Origin of the sequence: Sphingobacterium sp. N143, from assembly GCF_030325625.1 — a bacterium.
Lineage (GTDB): Bacteria > Bacteroidota > Bacteroidia > Sphingobacteriales > Sphingobacteriaceae > Sphingobacterium.
On sequence record NZ_JACAIS010000001.1, the window covers coordinates 46759 to 67835 of the forward strand.

11 protein-coding genes are annotated in these 21077 nt (G+C 46.5%); 8 read left to right on the plus strand and 3 right to left on the minus strand.

From position 1 onward, the window contains the following. Positions 1 to 157 precede the first annotated feature (157 nt). The 3 genes from HX021_RS00135 to HX021_RS00145 form a co-directional block, all read right to left on the minus strand. Positions 158 to 1198: a fatty acid desaturase gene (locus tag HX021_RS00135; protein ID WP_286587338.1), complete on the minus strand. Its 1041-nt coding sequence runs from the start codon at positions 1196 to 1198 to the stop codon at positions 158 to 160. A gap of 229 nt (positions 1199 to 1427) precedes the next feature. Then, complete coding sequence (locus HX021_RS00140; protein ID WP_286587339.1) at positions 1428 to 2660, minus strand: MFS transporter; 1233 nt, start codon at positions 2658 to 2660, stop codon at positions 1428 to 1430. Next, positions 2660 to 3754 (minus strand): zinc-binding dehydrogenase, encoded by a 1095-nt coding sequence (locus HX021_RS00145; protein ID WP_286587341.1) that lies wholly within the window; start codon positions 3752 to 3754, stop codon positions 2660 to 2662. The genes HX021_RS00140 and HX021_RS00145 overlap by 1 nt, the downstream gene beginning before the upstream one ends. Before the next feature lie 251 nt (positions 3755 to 4005). On the opposite strand from HX021_RS00145, the gene HX021_RS00150 reads away from it, so the two are divergent. The 8 genes from HX021_RS00150 (at position 4006) to HX021_RS00185 (ending at position 21076) form a co-directional block, all read left to right on the plus strand. Then, positions 4006 to 8340 (plus strand): hybrid sensor histidine kinase/response regulator transcription factor, encoded by a 4335-nt coding sequence (locus tag HX021_RS00150; protein ID WP_286587342.1) that lies wholly within the window; start codon positions 4006 to 4008, stop codon positions 8338 to 8340. Positions 8341 to 8527: 187 nt separating this feature from the next. Further along, positions 8528 to 9673, plus strand: a complete 1146-nt coding sequence (locus HX021_RS00155; protein WP_286587344.1) for a pectinesterase family protein — start codon at positions 8528 to 8530, stop codon at positions 9671 to 9673. 54 nt (positions 9674 to 9727) lie between these two features. Continuing rightward, positions 9728 to 13141, plus strand: coding sequence for a SusC/RagA family TonB-linked outer membrane protein (locus tag HX021_RS00160; protein ID WP_286587346.1), 3414 nt, complete (start codon positions 9728 to 9730; stop codon positions 13139 to 13141). A gap of 10 nt (positions 13142 to 13151) precedes the next feature. Beyond that, positions 13152 to 15185 (plus strand): RagB/SusD family nutrient uptake outer membrane protein, encoded by a 2034-nt coding sequence (locus HX021_RS00165; RefSeq protein WP_286587348.1) that lies wholly within the window; start codon positions 13152 to 13154, stop codon positions 15183 to 15185. 19 nt (positions 15186 to 15204) lie between these two features. Next, positions 15205 to 16824: a DUF5123 domain-containing protein gene (locus HX021_RS00170; protein WP_286587350.1), complete on the plus strand. Its 1620-nt coding sequence runs from the start codon at positions 15205 to 15207 to the stop codon at positions 16822 to 16824. An 84-nt stretch (positions 16825 to 16908) separates the two neighbouring features. Next, entirely contained in the window at positions 16909 to 18384 is a 1476-nt protein-coding gene (locus HX021_RS00175; RefSeq protein WP_286587351.1) for a pectate lyase family protein, read from the plus strand. Positions 18385 to 18431: 47 nt separating this feature from the next. Then, positions 18432 to 20093, plus strand: a complete 1662-nt coding sequence (locus HX021_RS00180; protein ID WP_286587352.1) for a glycoside hydrolase family 28 protein — start codon at positions 18432 to 18434, stop codon at positions 20091 to 20093. Between the two features lie 77 nt (positions 20094 to 20170). Next, entirely contained in the window at positions 20171 to 21076 is a 906-nt protein-coding gene (locus HX021_RS00185; protein WP_286587353.1) for an alpha/beta hydrolase, read from the plus strand. The last annotated feature ends 1 nt before the right edge of the window (position 21077 follow it).

Consider the following 21077-nt stretch of genomic DNA (forward strand, 5'->3'; position numbering starts at 1 on the left):
TCATAAAGCCGCTATTTTTATGCCAGTTTAATTTCTAAAGCAGATAGCCTGTGGCTATTACAAAAATAAAGCTACCTGCTTTGGGTAGCTTTATGGCGTTGTTGTATCTGACCAATTGATTTTGCCCAGTTCGGATATGTACTTTCTTTGTCCGGTGCTACTTATTGCCAGGCTTGTTTTTAAGGTATGGGTTGCGGTATTGTTCGTCAAAGCGTTTCTTGTCATCGCGGTAACTGCTTATGGCCCCGATTTTATGCATGACTTTGATATAACACCAGGCCAGATCGATCTGATGTGGTTTAAACCCGCTTCTTGCACTTTTGGGATACAGATGGTGGTTGTTATGCCATTCGCCGGCAACAATGCCCGGCCACAACTGGTTGATGGATTTATCTTTCTCATTAAAATCAATGCCCTCGCGCTGTTTATCCTTCCCTTTGGCATGACCTTCATAATTAAAGGTACGCACGCCAATGGCCCAGAAACCAGCGGCACCAAATAAACAGCAGGCTAAGGCGTGACCTCCGATCAGGTAGAAAGCGAGGTACCAAAAAGACCAGTTCAGTACCCAGGAGCTTATGGCATGGATGGGGTGGACGTAGGATCCCCATTTTTGATATTGTGCATAGGTATTGGCCGTTACTCCGGTATGACGCATGAGCAACTTGACCCGATTGTATGAATTTTCGGTTAGATCCTTGGCGATGGGCTGATGGTTGACATCCGCCAGAAAGCAGTAAAGGAACCCGGCCTGTGCATTATATGGATCGCCTGGCTGATCTGATTTGGCATGGTGCACATGATGCGAAATCACATAAATCTCCTCGGGGATGACATTGATGGTCAGATTTTGGGTGAAAAAACGCCAAAAAGAATTGCGGAACTTGAAGGCACCATGTGTGGCAAATCTATGGTGCCAGATGGTACCATGGGTGCCCATAATGACCATGCTGTAGACAAAGGCAGCAACAAGTGTCCACCAGCTGAGGTGATTTGCCAAAAAAATAAAGAAAAAAGGAACAAGGCAGGCTACTTTGAGCCAGCTAAAAAAAGGAAGCCAGTTGCGCTGGTCCTTAACGATATTTAATCTGTTGAAAAACTCGCTGAGTATTTGTTTTGTACTGGGCTTAACAAGGTTTCCGTTACTGTCTTTCCACCCGTAGGTAGGCATTTGAAGTACATGATCTAAGAAGGGCATTGTTTTTGGTTGATGTAAATAATTATAAAGTGCTAAGCTACATGATATATCAGTTAAATAATGTTAATTGAGAAAGTTTAACATATTCACTGAAATTGTTTAGGCCAGTTCCTTCCGGCCACTGCCCGATAGATGGCTTGTCCAATTGGGGGATCGAAGGAATGAATGATGGGGCTGCCGCCGCCACTGAGCAGGGAAAGGAGCATTAAAATGAATTGTTGTGCAGGGTTTAAACAGGGGCTTTGGTATGGACAAAGCTGACGATCAGGGCACATAGTGCGCATATGAGCGCGACAAACAAGAAAATGTTGGCTGTATTGCCGGTATAATCGATTAATTTGCCGAATAAAGGTTCGCCCACTGCTGCAAATACATAGGCAAACATATTCATGATGCCGATCCCTGTACCCACGAGTTTGGTTCCCAGTAGATCAGGACTTAGGGTCCAAAAATTGGCCTGTGGCCCGTAGACAAAGAAACCTGAGGCAAACATGAGTATACTGATCAAGCCCTGATGATGTATGGGGACCCAGTAAATGAGCAGGGCAATGACACAGCTGATGATCATTCCAGTGCAGATCGATCTGCTCCTGTTTTTATTGAATAGCCTATCTGAAATATAACCAAAGGAGAGTGCACCCAAGGCCATCCCGATGGGGATGAGCAGTGTAAGCCACATATTGCCGGACGAGTCTTTGTAATTGCTGCCCAAAAAGTGGATCGGTACCCAGAATATCAGGCCATAGCGTGCCATGCTCTGAAAACCAATGGCCAGGGATGCGACCATAAAGTTGCGGTTCTGAAATACATGTTGATAAGATTTCTTCCAATTTTCTTGTTTTTGACTGGTGGAGTCCTCCTGTTCTGTGTTCGAGTAGCCCTTTCTTTTGGGATCACTGTAGGCAACAAAGAGGAAGATGAGCAGGGCCATGGCCAGAAAAAGGATGGGATAGCGAAAGAGGCTGCGCCAGCTTTGTTCCTGCTGGACTAGGACCAAGGCCATCAAGAAAGTCAGAACGGAAGAACTTCCTGCAGCCATGGTGTAAAAACCAAATGCCTTCCCCCGTTCGGCATTGTTCCACCAGTTAGCGATCAGTTTGCCCCCCGAACCCCAGGCCATCGACTGAAAATAGCCATTCATGGTCCAAAGGATCAGGATCATGCTGTAAGCACTGGCGAAGCTGATGGTAAGGTTACAGAGGATGGAAAAACCACCTCCGATCAGGATCATGATTTTTGGGCTCAGCCGGTCAGCGAGATTGCCATTGATCAGCTGTCCGATGGCATAGCCCATGAGCATGGCAAAGCTGATCCAGCCTACCTGCTGGAAACTGATATTAAGTTCTTTAACAATGCCTGCTGAGGCCCAGCCAAAATTATGCCGCCCCGTATAAAAGAACAAATAGCAGAACATGGTCACCAGCAGCATTTTCCATTGATCTTTTCTAAAGTGCTTTTCCATTAAATTTGTTCGGTGGTGGGGTTGATAAACAATCCGGCCCGTATAGGCTTGTGTGTGGTGGCATATTCCAGGGCTTCGTTGACTTCAGCCAAGGGAAATTCACGTTCGATAAGTGATGCAAAAGGATATTTTTGTCCGTTTTCCACGATAAAGTCCACGGCAGTGAAAAAATCAGTATAGTTGTAGTTGTGAAGCCCTTTGATAGTGAGCATCTTGCGGATTACTTTTTCAGCATCTATCCCAGTTTTTCGTTGGTTGAATACGGCGCCGACGAGTACGGCACATCCGTGCAGACCCAGGGTTTCGAAGCCAAGCTCCATCGCATTTGGGGAGCCACTCATGTCGATGAAACGGTCAATACTGAAGGTCTGCAGGACACACCTACTTTCTGATTCACCCAGATCAACGGTATGTGATGCACCAAAGCTTTTGGCCAGCTGCAAACGGTCGGGATTGATATCGGATACGATGACCTCGTTTGCGCCCCATTCCCGGCACATAGCGACTGTGACCAGACCCAGCAAGCCCATGCCGGCAATATGTACATTTTTTCCGGTAATGCTGTCGGCCAGGCGGAGTGCGCCAGCAGCAGTTGCCACAGCACAATTGATGGTTGCGGCAACAGCGAGGTCTATATCCTTGGGAAGGACACGAATACAGGTATGTGGCCTCAGGATGATATGCGTTGCCAATCCGCCGTGGAATGTATCCTGATCACTGATCTGACGATGTCCATATTTGTAAAGGTTTTCGTTTTTTTGTGGGATTTCAGGTTGATAGCTGCTGGTATTGGGGTCGCTGGCAAAAACCGTCCAGGTGATGAGGTCGCCGATATGTAATGGATGGCCCTGTGCGTCAAGTCCACTGTGCCCGGACGACAGCGCTTCTATGACACCCACGATCTCATGCCCCAATATGGTCGGACAGGGTTCATTGCGCAGACCGCAATAGGTATGGAGGTCACTCCCGCACAATGTCGTGTAACGGATGCCGACCAAAAGTTCACCATCATTTAAAGGTGGGAGCGGTTTCTCCACCTCGGAAAGTGGGGTCAACGCTTCGTTGAATACATAGTATGTTGCTAGCTTTTTCATCCAATATAAATGCACATATGTTTTACAATACTAAACAATGTTTATTTATACTATATTTTGATAAGGTTAATTTTTTGTTATGATTAGGTTATTGCCCCCAAGACCCCAGGCCAGTATAGGGCAAGGTGCATAAAGTGGAAATGTACCATTGAGATCGATTGCGTAGAAATGTCCTCGCCGTATGCAAATAATACGTTAATTTAGTGTGATAACCAAATTTCCTGAAACTGCAATAGGGAGTCCTGATCTATATGATGATAAAATCTAGTACCTTGTGGCTGTTGTTGTTCCTGTTTGTTCTGGCAAATGGACAGTATGTTGGCGCGCAGGAAAACTTTAGATTGGATTATTTTGGTGGGGAAAAAGGCCTGTCCCATGGCAATCTGACGGGGTTAATGAAGGATAGGGATGGTTTTCTTTGGATCGGTACCTGGAATGGTATCAACCGCTACGATGGTCAGCGTTTCAAAACTTATAATACCACTGAGCAAAAACGTCATGCCGTGGCAAGCCGTCGCATCATCCAGATGATTGACGGTATAAACAACGACATCTGGTTTTTAACCTATGACATGAAGTTGTATCGTTTTGATAAGGCTTCAGAAGAATTTTTTTCTGTATCGGAGGTGGTGGAGTCAGCACAAAACAAACCGGTTCAGTTTAACAAGATTTTAGCGATCGACGCACAATCGGTATGGGTAGGAAGTACAGACAATGGCTTGTTTTGCATAGATGCTCTTGATAAAAAATATCACTATTCCATTTTTAGTGCAGAGAACAAGACGTTCAGGCAACGTTTATCATCCAATAAGCTAACCTATTTCTATCGGGATGCCCAACAGCAGGTATGGATAGGAACGAGAGAGGGACTGCATATGCTCCAAGTGGATCCGAAGGAGCGAAATTCATTCCGGGTGGTCCAGTCGGTTGACTTAAGGTCGGACGGTATCTTTAAGATTGCCGAGGCTCCGGATTTTATGTTCTTCTCCACCTTGAGAAATAAGCTGCTGGTGTTTGATAAGCAGAAAAAAGATGTGGAGCAACTGACCTTAACTGAAGGTAGCATCAATGATATGCGGATGTCCCGCGATAAAAAAAGGCTTTTTATTTCAACTTCGGTAGGTGAGCTTATTGCATTTGACCTGGCAAAACGGGTCGGACAGACAATATTGCGTTTCCGGACCGGACTGGCCGGCATATATGAGGATAGCAGGCAGCGCCTGTGGTTGGAATCTGCGGGAAATGGTGTGGTCATGCTGGATCTGAATCATCTCAAGAGTACCTATTTTAGCTCGCCTTTCTTCAAAAAAAGTTCGACAGCAAATTTTAAATGTTTTGAAGATGCCGAGCATCGGGTCTGGATCAATATGCGTGGCGGCGGATTTGGCTTTTTCGATGAACAGCAGGCTGTCATCAATTTTTCTTTCAAGGCGATCAATGGGAAGCGGATCGATTTTCCACGCTTTGTCCATGATATTGTATATGATCCGGCTGGTGTGATATGGTTTGCGGTTGAAGGTGAGGGGATGGGGGCTGTGGTTTTTGAAAATCATGGGATGTCCTTTCAATCTTTTGCCAATGAACAGGGGGAAACAACTGATCCCGAGGTTCGAAGTCTATTATTTGATCGGCAGGGAAGGCTGTGGGTGGGAAAAAAATTTGGCAGTATAGCGGTATTTGATCAGGGGAAGCTCCTGCCGGTTTCTTTCATCGGTGGCGATCCCGAAGCGCTGTCTTCTGTCTATTGTCTGTTGGAAGACCGCCGGGGAACAATGTGGATGGGCACCAAGAAACATGGCTTATTAATGGCTGTGCCCCAAAATAAGGCAGGTACCTCTTATAAACTGGAGCAGTTCAGTACCAGTAATAAAAAACTGGGCAGTAACCAGGTGTACACGCTGTTGGAAGATAAACAGGGGGCTATCTGGATTGGAACCTATGGTCAGGGGCTTTTGCGGGCCACGGAGGTCAATGGTAAACCGGTCTTTGAGCAAATAGCGATTCGTAAAGTTGGATTGCAGAAGGATGCCTTCAGTAGAATCCGGCAGCTGTCTTTGGATGAAAAAGGGATGATATGGGTTGCTACTACCTATGGGCTGCTGGTGGTAAACCCCAGCAGAAAGAGGGACCATTTTTATTTTGTGCATTACAGTGGCGATCAGGTCGCTGACAATGATGTGCAGTATCTGTACAAAGACCATAGCGGAACCATGTGGATCTGCACCTCGGGGGGCGGGCTGACAAAATCTTACGGAGACCCTTTCAAAGGACTTCAATTTGAACATTATACCGTTAAGGATGGACTTTTTAATGATTATGTACTGAGTTGTATAGAGGATGCGGACAATAACCTTTGGCTAGGAACGGAAGGGGGGCTATCTAAGTTTGACCTCCAAAAAAAGAAATTCGTTAATTTAAATGCTAGTGACGGATTTGGCAATATGCGATTTTCTGAAAAGACAGTAGCACAGCGGAAGGATGGACGGATAGTCTGGGGGACAACAAAAGGTATGCTCTGGCTTGATACCAAATACTTCAAGCAGAAAAGTAGTAGGCCACAGCTCCTGCTGACAGGGCTGTTGATCAATAATAAGGAGTTTGTACTGAATCCGCAAAAGAAAGGACAGGAGACCGGTATACAGTATACCGATCGGCTTATTTTAGATCATAACCAGAATAATCTTTCTTTTGACGTCTCGGTTTCGGATCCCCGGCATATGCATCCTAATTTTCAATACCGAATTATGCAGGTCGATACCACCTGGCACCTGAACAATCAGATCGCTCGTATCACCTACACCAACCTTAACCCGGGCGACTATACCCTGGAAATTAAAGGGGAGGATGATCTCTATGATGGTGGCCCTTATCGAAAGGTCGATTTTACGATCAACGCACCCTGGTGGAAGACGGGATCGGCTTATTTGGCCTATGCGCTGTTGTTGCTCGGGGTCTCATACGGAACTTTTAGACTTATATTACAGTTACTGCGCCTAAAACAAAAAGTGTTGATTGAACAGCATCTAAGTGCGCTGAAGATGGAGTTTTTTACCAATATTTCGCATGAACTACGTACACCATTGACACTCATTTTGAGTCCTGTCAAGAAATTGATGGGTGAGGAAACGGAAGGGAGAAAGCAGGTGTATATGGATATCATTCATCGGAATGCACTCCGAATGGAGCTTTTCGTCAATCAGTTGCTTGATTTACGCAAGGTACAGGAAAGCAAGCATCACTTGAACATAACGCAGTTTGATATGGTCGTACTGCTCTCGGATGTGCTGCTTGCCTTTATGGCATCGGCCGAGGCAAAGCAGGTGTGTTTTAAAGTAGAGACGCCTTTTAAAGAACTATGGGTGTACCTGGATCAGGAAAAAATGGAGATTATCCTGTATAATTTGCTGTCAAATGCACTAAAATATGCACCTGAGGGCAGCACAGTGGAGATCCAGTTGGACCTGCGGCAGCAAAAAATGCACATCGACATCGCCGATGCGGGGCCCGGGGTACCCAGCGCAACACTGCCTTACATTTTTGATTTATTTTACAGCGAAAACAACAATGGGGTACATAAAAGAAAAAGTACTGGGGTAGGCCTGGCTCTGGCCAAGGAGTTTGCGCTGTTGCACCAGGGGCATATCTATGCCGCCAACAGACCGGACCATGGTCTTCAGGTAACGGTCGAAATCCCTATGCCGAATGCTTCCGGCCTGCGGGGAAGCCTTACCGATCACCTTGCCTTTGACCATGCAAAACCCAAAGCGGGTGAGTATGCGGCCAATGGCTTGCACAAGGGCAAGACAGAACAGCAGGAAACATTGTTATTGGTGGAGGATAATGCGGATCTGCGTCTGTTTTTACAGGAGCAACTGACGCCGTATTACCATGTTGAGGTGGCAGCAGATGGTTGTGAAGGCTTGGAAAAGACCCGAGCGATCCTACCTGATTTTATTCTTAGTGATCTGATGATGCCACAGATGGATGGTATTGAAATGTTGAAGGAAGTACGATCGGACGCGCGGCTCTGCCATATTCCTTTTGTGCTACTGAGCGCCAAACATGCTATAGAAACCCAAATAGAAGGCTTGGGCTATGGGGCCGATTATTATATCACCAAACCTTTTGAACCGGCCTTTTTGTTGACCGCGATTGCCAATTTGCTGCAGAAAAGAAAATCCTATTTTGAACAGGTGAGCGGACAGCATGTCCCTACGATACTGGCGACGGAGGTGCAGATCGACGACAGGGACAAGAAATTTTTGGAAACAGTCGTGACAGTGGTTGACCAGCATATGAATCAATCGGATTTTAATATTGATCTGATCGCCGAACAGCTGAATTTGGCCCGTAATACTTTCTACAAAAAATTTAAAAGCCTGACCGATATGGCCCCGGTTGAATTTGTGCGTCAGCTACGGCTGAAAAAAGCAAAACGCTATTTTGATGCCGGACTGGAAAATGTCTCTGAAGTGGCTTACCGGGTCGGTTTTAATAATCCCAAATATTTTAGCACAAGTTTCAAGGAAATGTTTGGGATCTCCCCCAAAGAATATGCCATGCAAAGGAAAGATAAAACTTTGTAGCGCTGCATAAAGACTAGTTTTTGATCCAATAGTATCTTGTTAATGTACTGGCAATTAGTATTGTATAAAAAATGAACCTTTTTTATCAATTATTGAACCTATAATTTGTTGCGCTCCAGTAGCTTTGATTATTGCCAGCGATGGGTTTGGCAAGACCAATGTTAATCGAACCAATTATAGACTTTAGATGATGAGAAAAATTCTTATAGCGATCCTATTGACCTGTGTTCAGTTCGGCTGCTTTTTTGAGACCCGGGCAGGTATCAGCCGGACTACGGTAAACGATAGCATATATGACGCGGTGGTAGCCACCGATGCTAGTGGGGATTTCAGGTCCATTCAACAGGCGGTTGACCAGGCTCCGCAACATCGCCAAAAACCTTACCTGATCTATGTAAAAAATGGCCACTACAACGAAGTGGTGGTGATACCCCAGGCGAAGAGTTTCATTCATTTAATTGGGCAGGATAAACAGCGGACAATTATCCACTATAAATTGAATGTACAGGCTTTACCTAAGCCGGATTCAAAGTGGTATAAAACGGACACAGCGGCCTGGAAATTTTCTGTGCACAACCCACAAGCACCGGTATACCGCTTTCCAGGATCAGTGGTAACAGTCCAGGGCGATGATTTCTATGCCGAAAACATCAGCTTTATTAACGATTGGGGACTGGAGCAGCAAAGTGGCCCACAATCGTTGGCCATGTGTATCCAGGCAGACCGGGCAGCCTTTAATAATTGCATTTTCCGTTCTTTCCAGGATACCTGGATGACCAGTACCCGCAAACCAAACGATCGGCTCTATGTATACAATTGTTGGATTGAAGGTGCGGTGGATTATTTCTATGGTGGGGGAAATGCGTATGTCGAGCATAGTACACTGTACAATGTGCGCAGTGGATCGATCATGGTGGCACCCAGTCATAAGGAGGAAACCAAATGGGGATATGTATTCAATCATTGTATAATCGATGGCAATCAGGCCGCGGCAGATGGTAAAATAAAACTGGGCCGACCATGGCATCATAGACCGAAAACTGTTTTTCTTCACACTAAGATGAAGATCCCGGTGGCGGCAGAAGGTTGGACAGACATGGGCGGGATCCCCAGCATATTTGCCGACTATAAAAGCATAGACGCAACTGGAAGGACCATCGATATACATGCGCGTAAGACTCATTATAAAAACCGAAATAACGAGACCGGAGTTTCCAAAGCAGTACTCAGCGATGTGGAGGCTGCCAGCTATACCTATGATCAAGTGATCTTGGGCGATGACCAGTGGAATCCCCGCAAATTTATCGTTTCAAAAACTGTAACATGGGACTGATCCCATAAAAACTCCTGCTGAACTGAATAGCCAAGAAATTATAAATCAAATCTTATGAGAAATAACCAATTGAAACCATTTGACGGAAGGAAGTTTTCTTTGTTCCGTGCGACTGAGCGGCAGAGCAATCTGCTGCATTCAGATGGAGTCAGCGATGTCCCTTACTACGATCGTCTGGGCCGGTCGAATATCGGTTTTTTGCTGGTCTTCCTGTCGGTGGCCATTCAGGCAAACGATAGCTATGCGGCACCCATCATTGTGCGGGATAAGACTGATCTGCACCAGCAATGGATAGACTGGCAGCCTGTTGCTGTTGGGGGGAAAGTCCTAGACGAGCGGGGAGCCCCGATGGCCGGGGTGACGGTGCGCATAAAATCCAGCGATAAGGTGACATCAACCGATCAGTCGGGAAGTTATGTTTTTAAGGAGGTACCCGCGAATGCTATTCTTGTATTTGCACATGTGGGAAAGAAAAGTCAGGAAATTCAAGTCAATGGACGGACTAAAATAGATGTGGTCTTAGTGGACAATACGCTGATGATGGATGAGGTTGTCGCCATAGGATATGGAACGACAAAACGCAAAGACCTGACTGGTTCGGTGGCTTCAATCAATGCGGAGCAGCTGAAAGATTTGCCCACGGTTTCTGTACTCCAGGCGATTTCTGGGAGGTTGCCCGGAGTCAATGTCACTGTCACAGAAGGTTCTCCGGATGCTGAAATAAAAGTACGGGTACGTGGCGGTAATTCTATTACCCAGGATAACTCACCTTTATATATTGTCGATGGTTTTCGAGTGGCGAACATCAATGATATCCCGATGACGGACATCGAAAATATCGATGTGCTCAAGGATGCGGCTTCCACGGCAATCTATGGTTCGGAAGGGGCAAATGGGGTAATCTTGATTACAACGAAATCTGGAAAAGGTGGCAGCCCCAAGATTACGTTCAGTTCTTACCTGGCAGCAAGTAAAGTATACAACCTGACCGAAGTATTGTCCCCTTATGAATATGTTTACTGGCAACGTGAACTGGACCCTTCCATGGCGGAAAACAATAGTTTTAACTCCATGTATGGACTCTGGGAGGATGTGGATATTTACCAGTCCAAAGCAGGACTCAATTGGCAGGATAAATTGTATGGCAATACGGGACTGCAACAGAACTATAGTCTGGGGATGACCGGCGGCGATAAGGATGGAAGCCTCACTTATAATCTAAACTATACCCGGGATGAGGAGGATTATATCATGCTCAATTCGGCCTACAAGCGTGACTATGTAAGTGCCAAACTCAATAAAAAGATCAGCTCGAAGCTTTCTTTTGACTTTAATTCGCGGATGTCAAATACAAAGATCACCGGTCCCAGTATATCTGATGGACGCAAATTGCGGGAAGCTATAAAATATGCACCCGTACGTAGTCTGGCCTCTCTGACCGAAGGGGCCCTGGGGGGCGCTGAAGATATTACCTCGGCCGAGGCCCTGAGCTCGCTCAATGATCCTATCGTCAATGTGGTGAATGAGTACAAAGATCAAAATCGCTTCAACCTCCTATTCAACGCTGGACTGAATTGGACGATCGCCAAAGGATTGCGCTTTAATGCCAAAGGTTCTTATGGTTTCAACAAAAATTTTACGGATAATATCTGGATAAAGGGTACAGGACAGTCCAGCGCCAACGGTGGTCAGCCTGTGGCCCGTCGAGAGGATCAGAAAGGGAGTTTGTGGTCCTTCCAAAATGTATTGACCTATGATTTCAAATTGCAGGAAAATAAACACCGGTTTACCCTAGTCGGTGGGCAGGAGATGACCAACAACCAACAAAATGACCTGCTGCTGGAATCCAAATTTTACCCCCAGGACTTCTCCACCGACGATGTGCTGGCCATGTGGAATTATGGTACTCCGTCACCAACTTATACGACGATACGGGAACCCGCTCGGACAACCTCTTTCTTTTCCCGGATTAACTATACGTTCAACGATCGCTATATCTTGACACTGACAGGTCGGGCCGACGGTAAAAATGTCTTTGCCCCGGGCAACCAATGGGGATTTTTTCCAGGGGCTGCCTTTGCCTGGCGATTTTCGGATGAGTCATTTATGGAGGGAGCCAAAGGTTGGCTTACGGATGCTAAATTGCGCCTGAGCCATGGTTCGGTGGGTAATGCACGGGTAGGGTCGTACTGGCGGCAAGACTACGATTTTATTACTGCTGCAAATCAATTGTATTATATCGATGAGACCCCGCAGAGTGCCTTGCGGACGAAAACGACTTTAAAAAATGAAAACCTGACCTGGGAAAGCACGGTTTCGAGTAATATAGGATTGGATCTCGCGCTATTTCAGAACCGACTGAATCTAACTGTAGACGCCTATAATAATATTACCAATGACCTGATCCTACAGGTACCATTGCCATCGAGTTCGGGCTATGCCAACCAATACCAGAATGTGGGCAGTACCTCCAACCGGGGTATTGAATTTGCGGCCTCGGCAGTACTGGTGGAGAAAAAAGATTTTCGCTTAACAGCGGATTTTAATATTGCCTTCAATCGAAATAAGATCCGTAAGCTGATCGATGGACTGGATGAAATGACTACACCAGCTTCACCCTGGTTGGATTTTGGGCGCGATGACTTCCGCGCCATGGTAGGGCAGCCCCTGGGGCTCATGTACGGATTCCGACAGGACGGATTTTATTCTTTTGATGATTTTACATTTGATGATAAGCAAAATCGATGGCTATTGAATGAAGGGGTGGTGGATGCTTCACATGTGATGTCGCGCGGTGGAAATTATTTTGGTCCCGGACATATTAAGTTGAAAAAGATGGGGGGAGAAGGCCAGATAATCTCACTGGATGATGACCGGGTGGTCATCGGCCATGCACAGCCAAAACACACGGGAGGGCTGGTGCTGAACATGCAGTACAAAAGTTTTGACCTGACAAGTATGTTCAATTGGTCCTATGGCAATGACATCTACAACGCAGATAAGGTCGACTTTATGGCATATGAGGGATCCAAACGCTACCAAAATATCAGCAATGAAATGCGGCTATCGCAACGTTTTACCACAATAGATCCGACCACGGGTGCAAATATCATGTTTGGAAATGATGCAAATCCTGAACTTTTTCGTGCACTCAATGAAGGAAAGACCATGTGGAACCCCATGGCGGCAAATGGTCGCATTCTGACCGATTGGGCCATCGAAGATGGTTCGTTTCTGAGGTTGAGTAATCTGACACTGGGCTATACGTTGCCTGGACATATCGCAAAACGTTTGTTGATGCAGAACCTTCGCATTTACCTCGCGGGCTATAACCTGCATGTCTGGACAAAATACAGCGGGCAGGATCCCGAGGTCGATACGCAACGTAATCCATTGACACCGGGGGTAGGCTATTCGGCTTATCCCAAAGCGAGAAAGATCCTGTTTGGATTGAATGTTACATTTTAAACGCAAGAGAATGAAGAAGATAATTATGATCATTGCTGTTGGCGTGCTGGCCGGTACGACTTCGTGCAAAAAATACCTGGAGACCAACTCCCCCTCATCATTAAGTAGTGAAACCGTCTTTAAGACAAGTTCGATGACCAAGGCTGCTGTGATGGGCCTGTACGGGAAAATGACCGATACCTACATCTATGGGCAAAAGCTTTCCGTCAATTGGCAGGGTGTATCGGATACGGAATCCAATGGTCAATTTAGTGAAACGGGATATATTTCGCAGACAGATGATTTTGGTGCCGGTAATTATTTTGGCCATGCCAATAATTCTACCATACGCTGGCAGCGTTTGTTTGAATTTGCTGAAATGGCAACAGCTGTTGTGGATGGCATTCGCAATTCTCCGATTTTAGCAAGTGAACCTGCATCAATGAAACCTTTATTGGGCGAAGCGTTGACACTGAAATCACTGGCTTTTTTTGAACTTGCCCGCTATTGGGGTGATGTACCCTACAAAAACGAGGCTTCCAAATCGGATCTGTCTAATGTGTATATGCCAAAATCAGACAAGGATACGGTATACCATTATCTGGTGAAGGACCTGGAAGAAGCACAATCTTATCTGCCCTATAAAGGTGGAAATAGCGATTATGGTACTGTGGAACGTGTGACCAAGGGGTTTGCAAAAGGTCTTCTGGCACGCGTGGCGTTATTTGCTGGTGGCTGGTCTCTCCGGGACAGTAAAGCATTCCCCAATGCTACCGCAGAGAAACACCCGACAATACCAGCGATCAATGGTTACTATGTGGGACGCCCACAGAACTGGAAGGAATATTACCGGATCGCAGCACAACAGACAGCTGAGTTGATCGGTGCGGCAGATAACCCGCACCGCTTGGATCCGGATTTTGAGAACATATGGTCTTCGGTATGTGGCAACCGTCCGAATGTGGCCAATGAGAACTTATTTGAAGTGGCCTTTGGCATGGGCAACAATGGTGATATTGGCTCATTGATGGGCTATGGGGTGGATGGAAATTCCAAGTATGGCTCCCGGGGATTTGGGGGAAGTTATGTGACCTCAACGGCCTATTATTTTTATTCCTTCGATCAGGAAGATAAACGACGTGATGTGACGCTGACCTGGATCGGCTACGGAGCTGACAATAAGGAAAAAGTGAACAGCAATCCAAACGATGTCAAATTTGGCAAATGGAGGATCTACTGGATGTCCAATGCATATCTGGCCATGCATAAGACTGCAACAGGACGTATCGCCACGGGTGTCAACTGGATCTTGATGCGGTACTCGGATGTCTACCTCATGTATGCTGAGGCGCAGAGCCAGCTTGAAAATCCAGATGCAGTACATGAAGCAGCCGGAATATCGCCAAGGCAGGCGCTGGAAAAAGTGCGGGAAAGGGCATTCGGGGCCGGATCCGCAAAAATACAGGCTTATGACGCTAATTTTTTGGATGCGGTGATTCATGAGCGTGCCTGGGAGTTTGGAGGAGAGTCTGTCCGCAAGCAGGATCTGATCCGCTGGGGATTGCTGTACCAAAAGATAGAGGATATGAAGATGGCACTGTGTCTCATGTACGACCACAGTAAACCGGTAAAAATATTCGATAAAACCTATCAGCCGGCTCAATTTCCGACAAAGGTGTATTTCCGCTATAAAGACAGCGAGTATATTGACAAGGCTTCGCTGAATTATTACGGGGATCTTCCTGCTGCTCCGGGAGGCGACTATGTATCTGTCAACTGGTTTCCACTGGATGCTGCCAAGCCGGCACCAGACAAGATTGAACCGGGTAAGGTGTACAATTATACAATCTGGCCCATCAGAACTTTATTGGCAGGGACCGGATTGATGGCCACTTACAACTATTCTGCCTTTTTGTCCACACTGACGCATGGTGCCGAAATTCAGGCCCGGCTCAATCAGTACAAAATGGGGAATGGCGTCTGTAATTACCGTTACGTTTATCCGATTTATGTCGATGATATCCGGGAAGCACGGGGCTACCTGAGTAATGCTTTTGGTTATTAATATTGAAGTGCATGATTTTATGAAAAAGATAATTTTTAACATGATAATGCTGCTGACCGTGGTTTTAAGCCTGCTCAGCTGCCAGAAGGCCAACGATTGGGATGTGGATGCCAGTCATCAGCGGCTCTTTAAATCCTTGAAGTTTACCACGGGGTTAGTGGGGGCAACATCGGTAGAAATTGCCTATACAAAGACGGTTGCCGCACAGAAATATATTTTTGAGTTTAGTAAAGACAGTCTGCAGTTTACCGAAATTGTGAAGACAGTAGAAATATTGGCCGATACCCTGACTCCCTTTGCGCCATCCACTATCCCAGCCCGGGTCGAATACCGTACTGTATTTGAAGAGCTGGATGGGCTGACAGGTTACTCCGTCAGAATGAAGGGCGTAAATACAGAAACGGGTGAGGAATCCAATTATTCACAACTGTATTTTCGGACGGCCGCGGAACAGTTATTCAATAAATGGACCGTTGGCGTGAATCAGATGGAACTGTATTGGCCGGCGACCGACCGGGTCACTCATGTTGGTGTTTTTGACCCCTTGAAGCATACTGAATTGCAGAAAATACCATTGTCTGCAGCTAATAAAACCGAAGGACATGTCAAAATTGAGGGGCTAGAGGCCGGTACCAATTACCGTATCGCGATTTTCAATGAGCAGACTGAGCGGGGAACACAGCTATTGAGGACCCTGGGGCTAGCCGGAGGTGAAATGATAACGGTAAACCCTGGCGACGATATCCCACTATTGGTCGGTAAGGCTATTGCTAATGGAAAAGACAATATCGTGCTGGTCTTTGCCGGAGGTAAAAACTACGATCTGGGCACGGTCGTGATTCCCGCAGGTATCAGCAACCTGAATCTGACCGGGATTCCTGATGCCAACGGCAATAAGCCCAAATTAAATCTTATGGGATTACAACTGGCCGATCTTATGGTGGGGGAGGTCATGCTAGAAAACCTGGGGATTTATGCCAACGGCAGTTCTTTCTTAATCTCCCAAGATAAGAATGGTGCGAGCATAGCGGCCTATACGTTTAAAAATTGTTATATCGAAAGGCTTGGAAGTGGGGTAATCCGCCTCAATAACGCGGTCACTGTCAAAGGAATAAATTTTGATCATTGTGTGGTCGATAAAATCGGTGGTTATGGCGTGGTCAATATCGGCGGGAGCACGGCTCGTGTCGATTCGATCGCTATTACAAACAGCACCTTTACAGATCTGACGACACAGCTCATGGATGTTCGTGTGGCTGTTGGTAAGATCGTGGTCGGCAACTGTACTTTTTACAATCAAAATGCAGCAATGGCTCAATTGCTCCGCTTTGATACGGCCCGGTTGCCCTTAACTTTTATGGGGAGCAACAATATCATTGCTGGAACGAACAGTGGTGGACGTATAAATGCGACGAGCTACGACCATGCTAATTTTGGGCTCAACGTATCGTTTGCGGGAAGCTACCGGACCAATGAACTGCAGATAGAAAGAGCCTCCAGGGATTTTGCGGAGATCACGATTTTTGGCGGCACCGCGGCGGATCTATTTGTGGACCCCATGAACAAAGACTTCCGGATCAAAGCGGGAAATGGTTTTGGAGGCCGCGGTACAGCCGGCGATCCACGCTGGTTTGAATAGTTATTAATAGCCTGATCCCCATAGCCCTGTGTTTCGATGAAATACCTGGTTATGGGGCTGGGCAAATAGACATAAGAAAAGAAAATGAAGAAATTAGTACTGTTCGGAATACTGTATTTCATGGCTTGCGGCGCGAGGCTCAATGCGCAGGAGACCGCGGCCTTTCCCGGGGCTGAAGGTGGGGGGATGTACACAAAAGGTGGTCGTGGCGGCCAGGTTTATTATGTCAATACATTGGCAGATAATGAACGTGGAGACCCCAACTTACAGGAAGGATCGTTACGTTGGTGCTTGCAACAAGATGGAGCGAAAACTATTTTGTTTAAAGTAGGTGGGACAATATGGCTGCAGCAGCGATTGTCAATCAACAAAGGTGACTTGACCATCGCCGGGCAAACGGCGCCAGGTGGGGGGATCACATTGGCCGGCAGTCCGGTTTCAGTAGATGCAGATAATGTCATTATTCGTTTTCTCCGCTTCCGAATGGGGGATCTTCAGCTTTCTGCCCAAGAGGCAGATGGCGCTGATGCCTTTGGAGGGCGTCAAAGACAGCATATCGTGATCGACCATTGCTCGATCAGCTGGAGTACGGATGAATGTGCTTCTTTTTATGATAATAAAAATTTTACCATGCAGTGGTGTATTGTTTCGGAGAGCCTGCGTCTTTCTGGGCATTCCAAGGGGCCCCATGGCTATGGTGCAATTTGGGGTGGTGTACAGGCTTCCTTTCACCATAACCTGCTGGCGCACCATGATAGTAGGACCCCACGGCTTGGGCCCGGAGCTCGCTATGCAGGGCATGATACGACCGATATACGCAATAATGTGATCTACAACTGGAATGGTAATGGAGCTTACGGTGGTGAGGCCATGTGCGTCAACATCGTCAATAATTTTTATAAACCGGGTCCGGCAACTGGCAAAACTATTCGGAACAGAATCGTGGCCCTCAATGCCAAAACTGAAGAGCGCCCTTTTCCAACGATCAAAAATGTATGGGGCAAGTACTTTGTGACTGGAAATCTACTGCCTCATCATCGCCGGATCTCGGCAGATAACTGGCTGGGGGTCCGGATTGTCGGTGAACAAACCGAATCGCGGATCCGGTTGAATAGAGAAATACCAGTACAGGGGACTATTCGTACGCACGATGCACAGACTGCCTACGCTAAAGTATTGGCCTATGCGGGAAGCTCCTATGTGCGTGATGCCATAGATGAGCGTATCATCGCTGAGACAAATACGGGGACAGCTTCCTACCAGGGAAAGAATCCACATAATGGTGAAGGGGGAAAATGGAAAAGCATCCAATATCCCCGGAAGGGCATAGTGGACTCACAGCAGGATACCAATCCAGACCCTGCTCATCCACATGGTGCCTGGCCAGTGCTGGCAGCTGGAATAGCTGGTCGGGATAGTGACCGGGATGGTATACCTGATGGTTGGCTGGAGAAGTGTTATCCCGGAAAAAGGGCCAACGAGCTGAATGAGGCCGGCTATACTTATCTAGAAGAATATCTCAATGAACTGGTGGCTCCCATTACGGCAGGACAACGCTAAAATGTGTTATGGGCAATCGTGTAATAGAATCAATAAAATAAAAATAGATGGTTAAGAAAATCAAGAAAAAAGGACTGGTGACAGCGGGGATATGCATGATGCTCGGACTGTTGCAACAGGTAGAGGGCCAGTCGGTAGAAAGCCCCTATCATTGGAATAACCTTCCTGAAGTGATGCAGCCTCAATTTCGAAAAGATACAGTCAATATCGAACAGTTTGGTGCAAAGGGAGATGGCTACACCTTGAATACCAGTAGTATCAATGAAGCTATGGAAGTGTGCAGTAAACGTGGCGGTGGAGTAGTGCTGGTTCCCAAAGGCTATTGGCTATCGGGCCCCCTAATATTGCAGAACAATGTCAATCTGCACCTGGATGAAAATGCTTTCTTGCAATTTACTGCTGATTTTGATCAGTACAAGATTGTGGCAGGAAATTATGAAGGGAAAGCTTCGGCCCGGAATCAATCTCCCATTAGTGGTACGGAGCTCGAAAATATCGGCATCACGGGAAAAGGTATAATAGACGGTAATGGAGATGCTTGGCGAATGGTTGGGAAAGCTGCGCTGACGGCAAATGAATGGAAGGCCAAAGTCGCGTCTGGGGGACTCGTCAGTGCCGATGGCAAAACTTGGTTCCCGAGTGCGAAGACAAAACTTGCTCATGAAGAAAAACGTTCTTTCGTATTGACAGAAGGTAAGACCTTGGCCGACTTTGAGACAATCAAGGACTATTTGAGACCTAACTTGCTCGTGCTGACCAATTGTAAAAAAGTACTGCTGGAGGGGGTTACCTTTCAGAATTCGCCGGCGTGGAATTTACATCCGCTCATGACACAGCATCTCACGATAAGGGGCGTGAAAATCAAAAATCCGGATTACGCCCAGAACGGTGATGGTATTGATATTGAATCCTGTGCCAATGTGCTGATTGAGCATTGTATTTTAGATGTGGGTGATGATGCCATCTGTATAAAATCAGGTAAAGATGAAGAAGGTCGCCAACGAGGCATAGCAACCGAGCGGGTTATTATCCGGCATAATAAAGTATATAAGGGGCATGGTGGTTTTGTGGTGGGCAGTGAGATGTCTGGTGGTGCCCGGGATATTTTTGTGGAAAACTGCACCTTTATGGGGACGGACAAAGGACTGCGTTTCAAGACCACACGTGGCCGTGGCGGGGTTGTGGAGAATATCCATATCCGCAATATCAACATGAATAATATTGTACAGGAAGCAATATATTTTGATATGTATTATTGGACGAAGCCACCTCAGGCAAATGAAGTACAGCAAGTCCCACCGGTAAGTATCGAAACACCCCAATTTCGGAATATCACTATAGCGGGGATTACCTGTAGGGGAGCTCATATAGGAATCTTTGTTCGAGGTTTGCCAGAAATGCCCGTACGGCAGATCAGCATGACAAATTTAAATATACTGGCCAACAAAGCAGTTGAGTTGAAAGATGCCTCCGGTATTGTGCTAAAAAATGCGTTCTTACATTCAAAAAAAGGAGAAAAGGCAACTATCTATATTGAAAATGCCGCTGACCTACAATTTGAGGGCATGCATTTTGACGGAAACCAGTCGCCCCAAGTGGATGTGAATGGACCGCATGCTGCCAATATTGTTTTTAGTGATTCGAACATCGATAATAGAAAATTGAACTTTAACCATGGCGCAAAAACGAATGCTGTCAAAATCAATTAACGCATGAAAATGTCAAACAGTTGGTACAGTGGATGGGAGCACTTATCTTTGGGCTATCGATTTAAACCTGAACACATATGAAAAAGTTGCTGACGATGTTATTGTCTTTCGTATTTTTCCAGGCATCTGCTCAAGAACCGATCCCATTGTATGGGTCAGTAAAGCCGAACAGCAAGGGGCAAAAGCTGTCGGATAGTATAGCCAATGAACGTGTGTATCAGGTCGGTGAGCCACGCATTATTCCTTTTCTTGTTTCCAAGGAAGAAAATTCGGGAAGTTCCGTATTGATTATTCCCGGTGGTGGTTATTCCCGGCTGGCTTATATCGTCAGCGGAACACAGCTTGCCAAATGGTTCAATACCATGGGCATAAATGCCTTTGTACTGATCCATCGCTTGCCGCACTCACCTGATGTGATCAATCGGTCACTGGCTCCCTTGCAGGATGCACAACGGGCTATCCGGTTAATCCGTGCTAAAGCGGCTGACTGGCATTTGGACCCCAGTCGTGTTGGCGTAATGGGTAGTTCAGCGGGCGGCCATCTGGCAGCATCCTTGGCCAGTATCGAACAGCCTATCCAGGCGCTGGGTGATGGCATAGATCAGTTCAGCAGTAAACCTAATTTCAGTATTTTGGTGTCGCCAGTGATTACGATGGAGGGCGAATTTGCACATCGGGGAAGCGTGGAGAACCTCTTGGGAGATGAGGAGCCCTTTAAAAAAGAACTGTTCAGCCTACAGAAGCAGGTGACCGAAAAGACAGCACCTACATTTTTGGTGCATGCCCAAAATGATAAGACCGTGCCGGTACAAAACAGCTTACTCTATTATGAGGCTTTACAAGCGCATCATATCCCAGCTTCGTTGCATATTTTCCCACAAGGAGGACATGCGATCGCAGTGGTCAACAACCCCGGATCTACTGCTATTTGGCCCAGGATATGTGAGGTTTGGCTACAGGAAATTCAAATGATCAAACCATAAT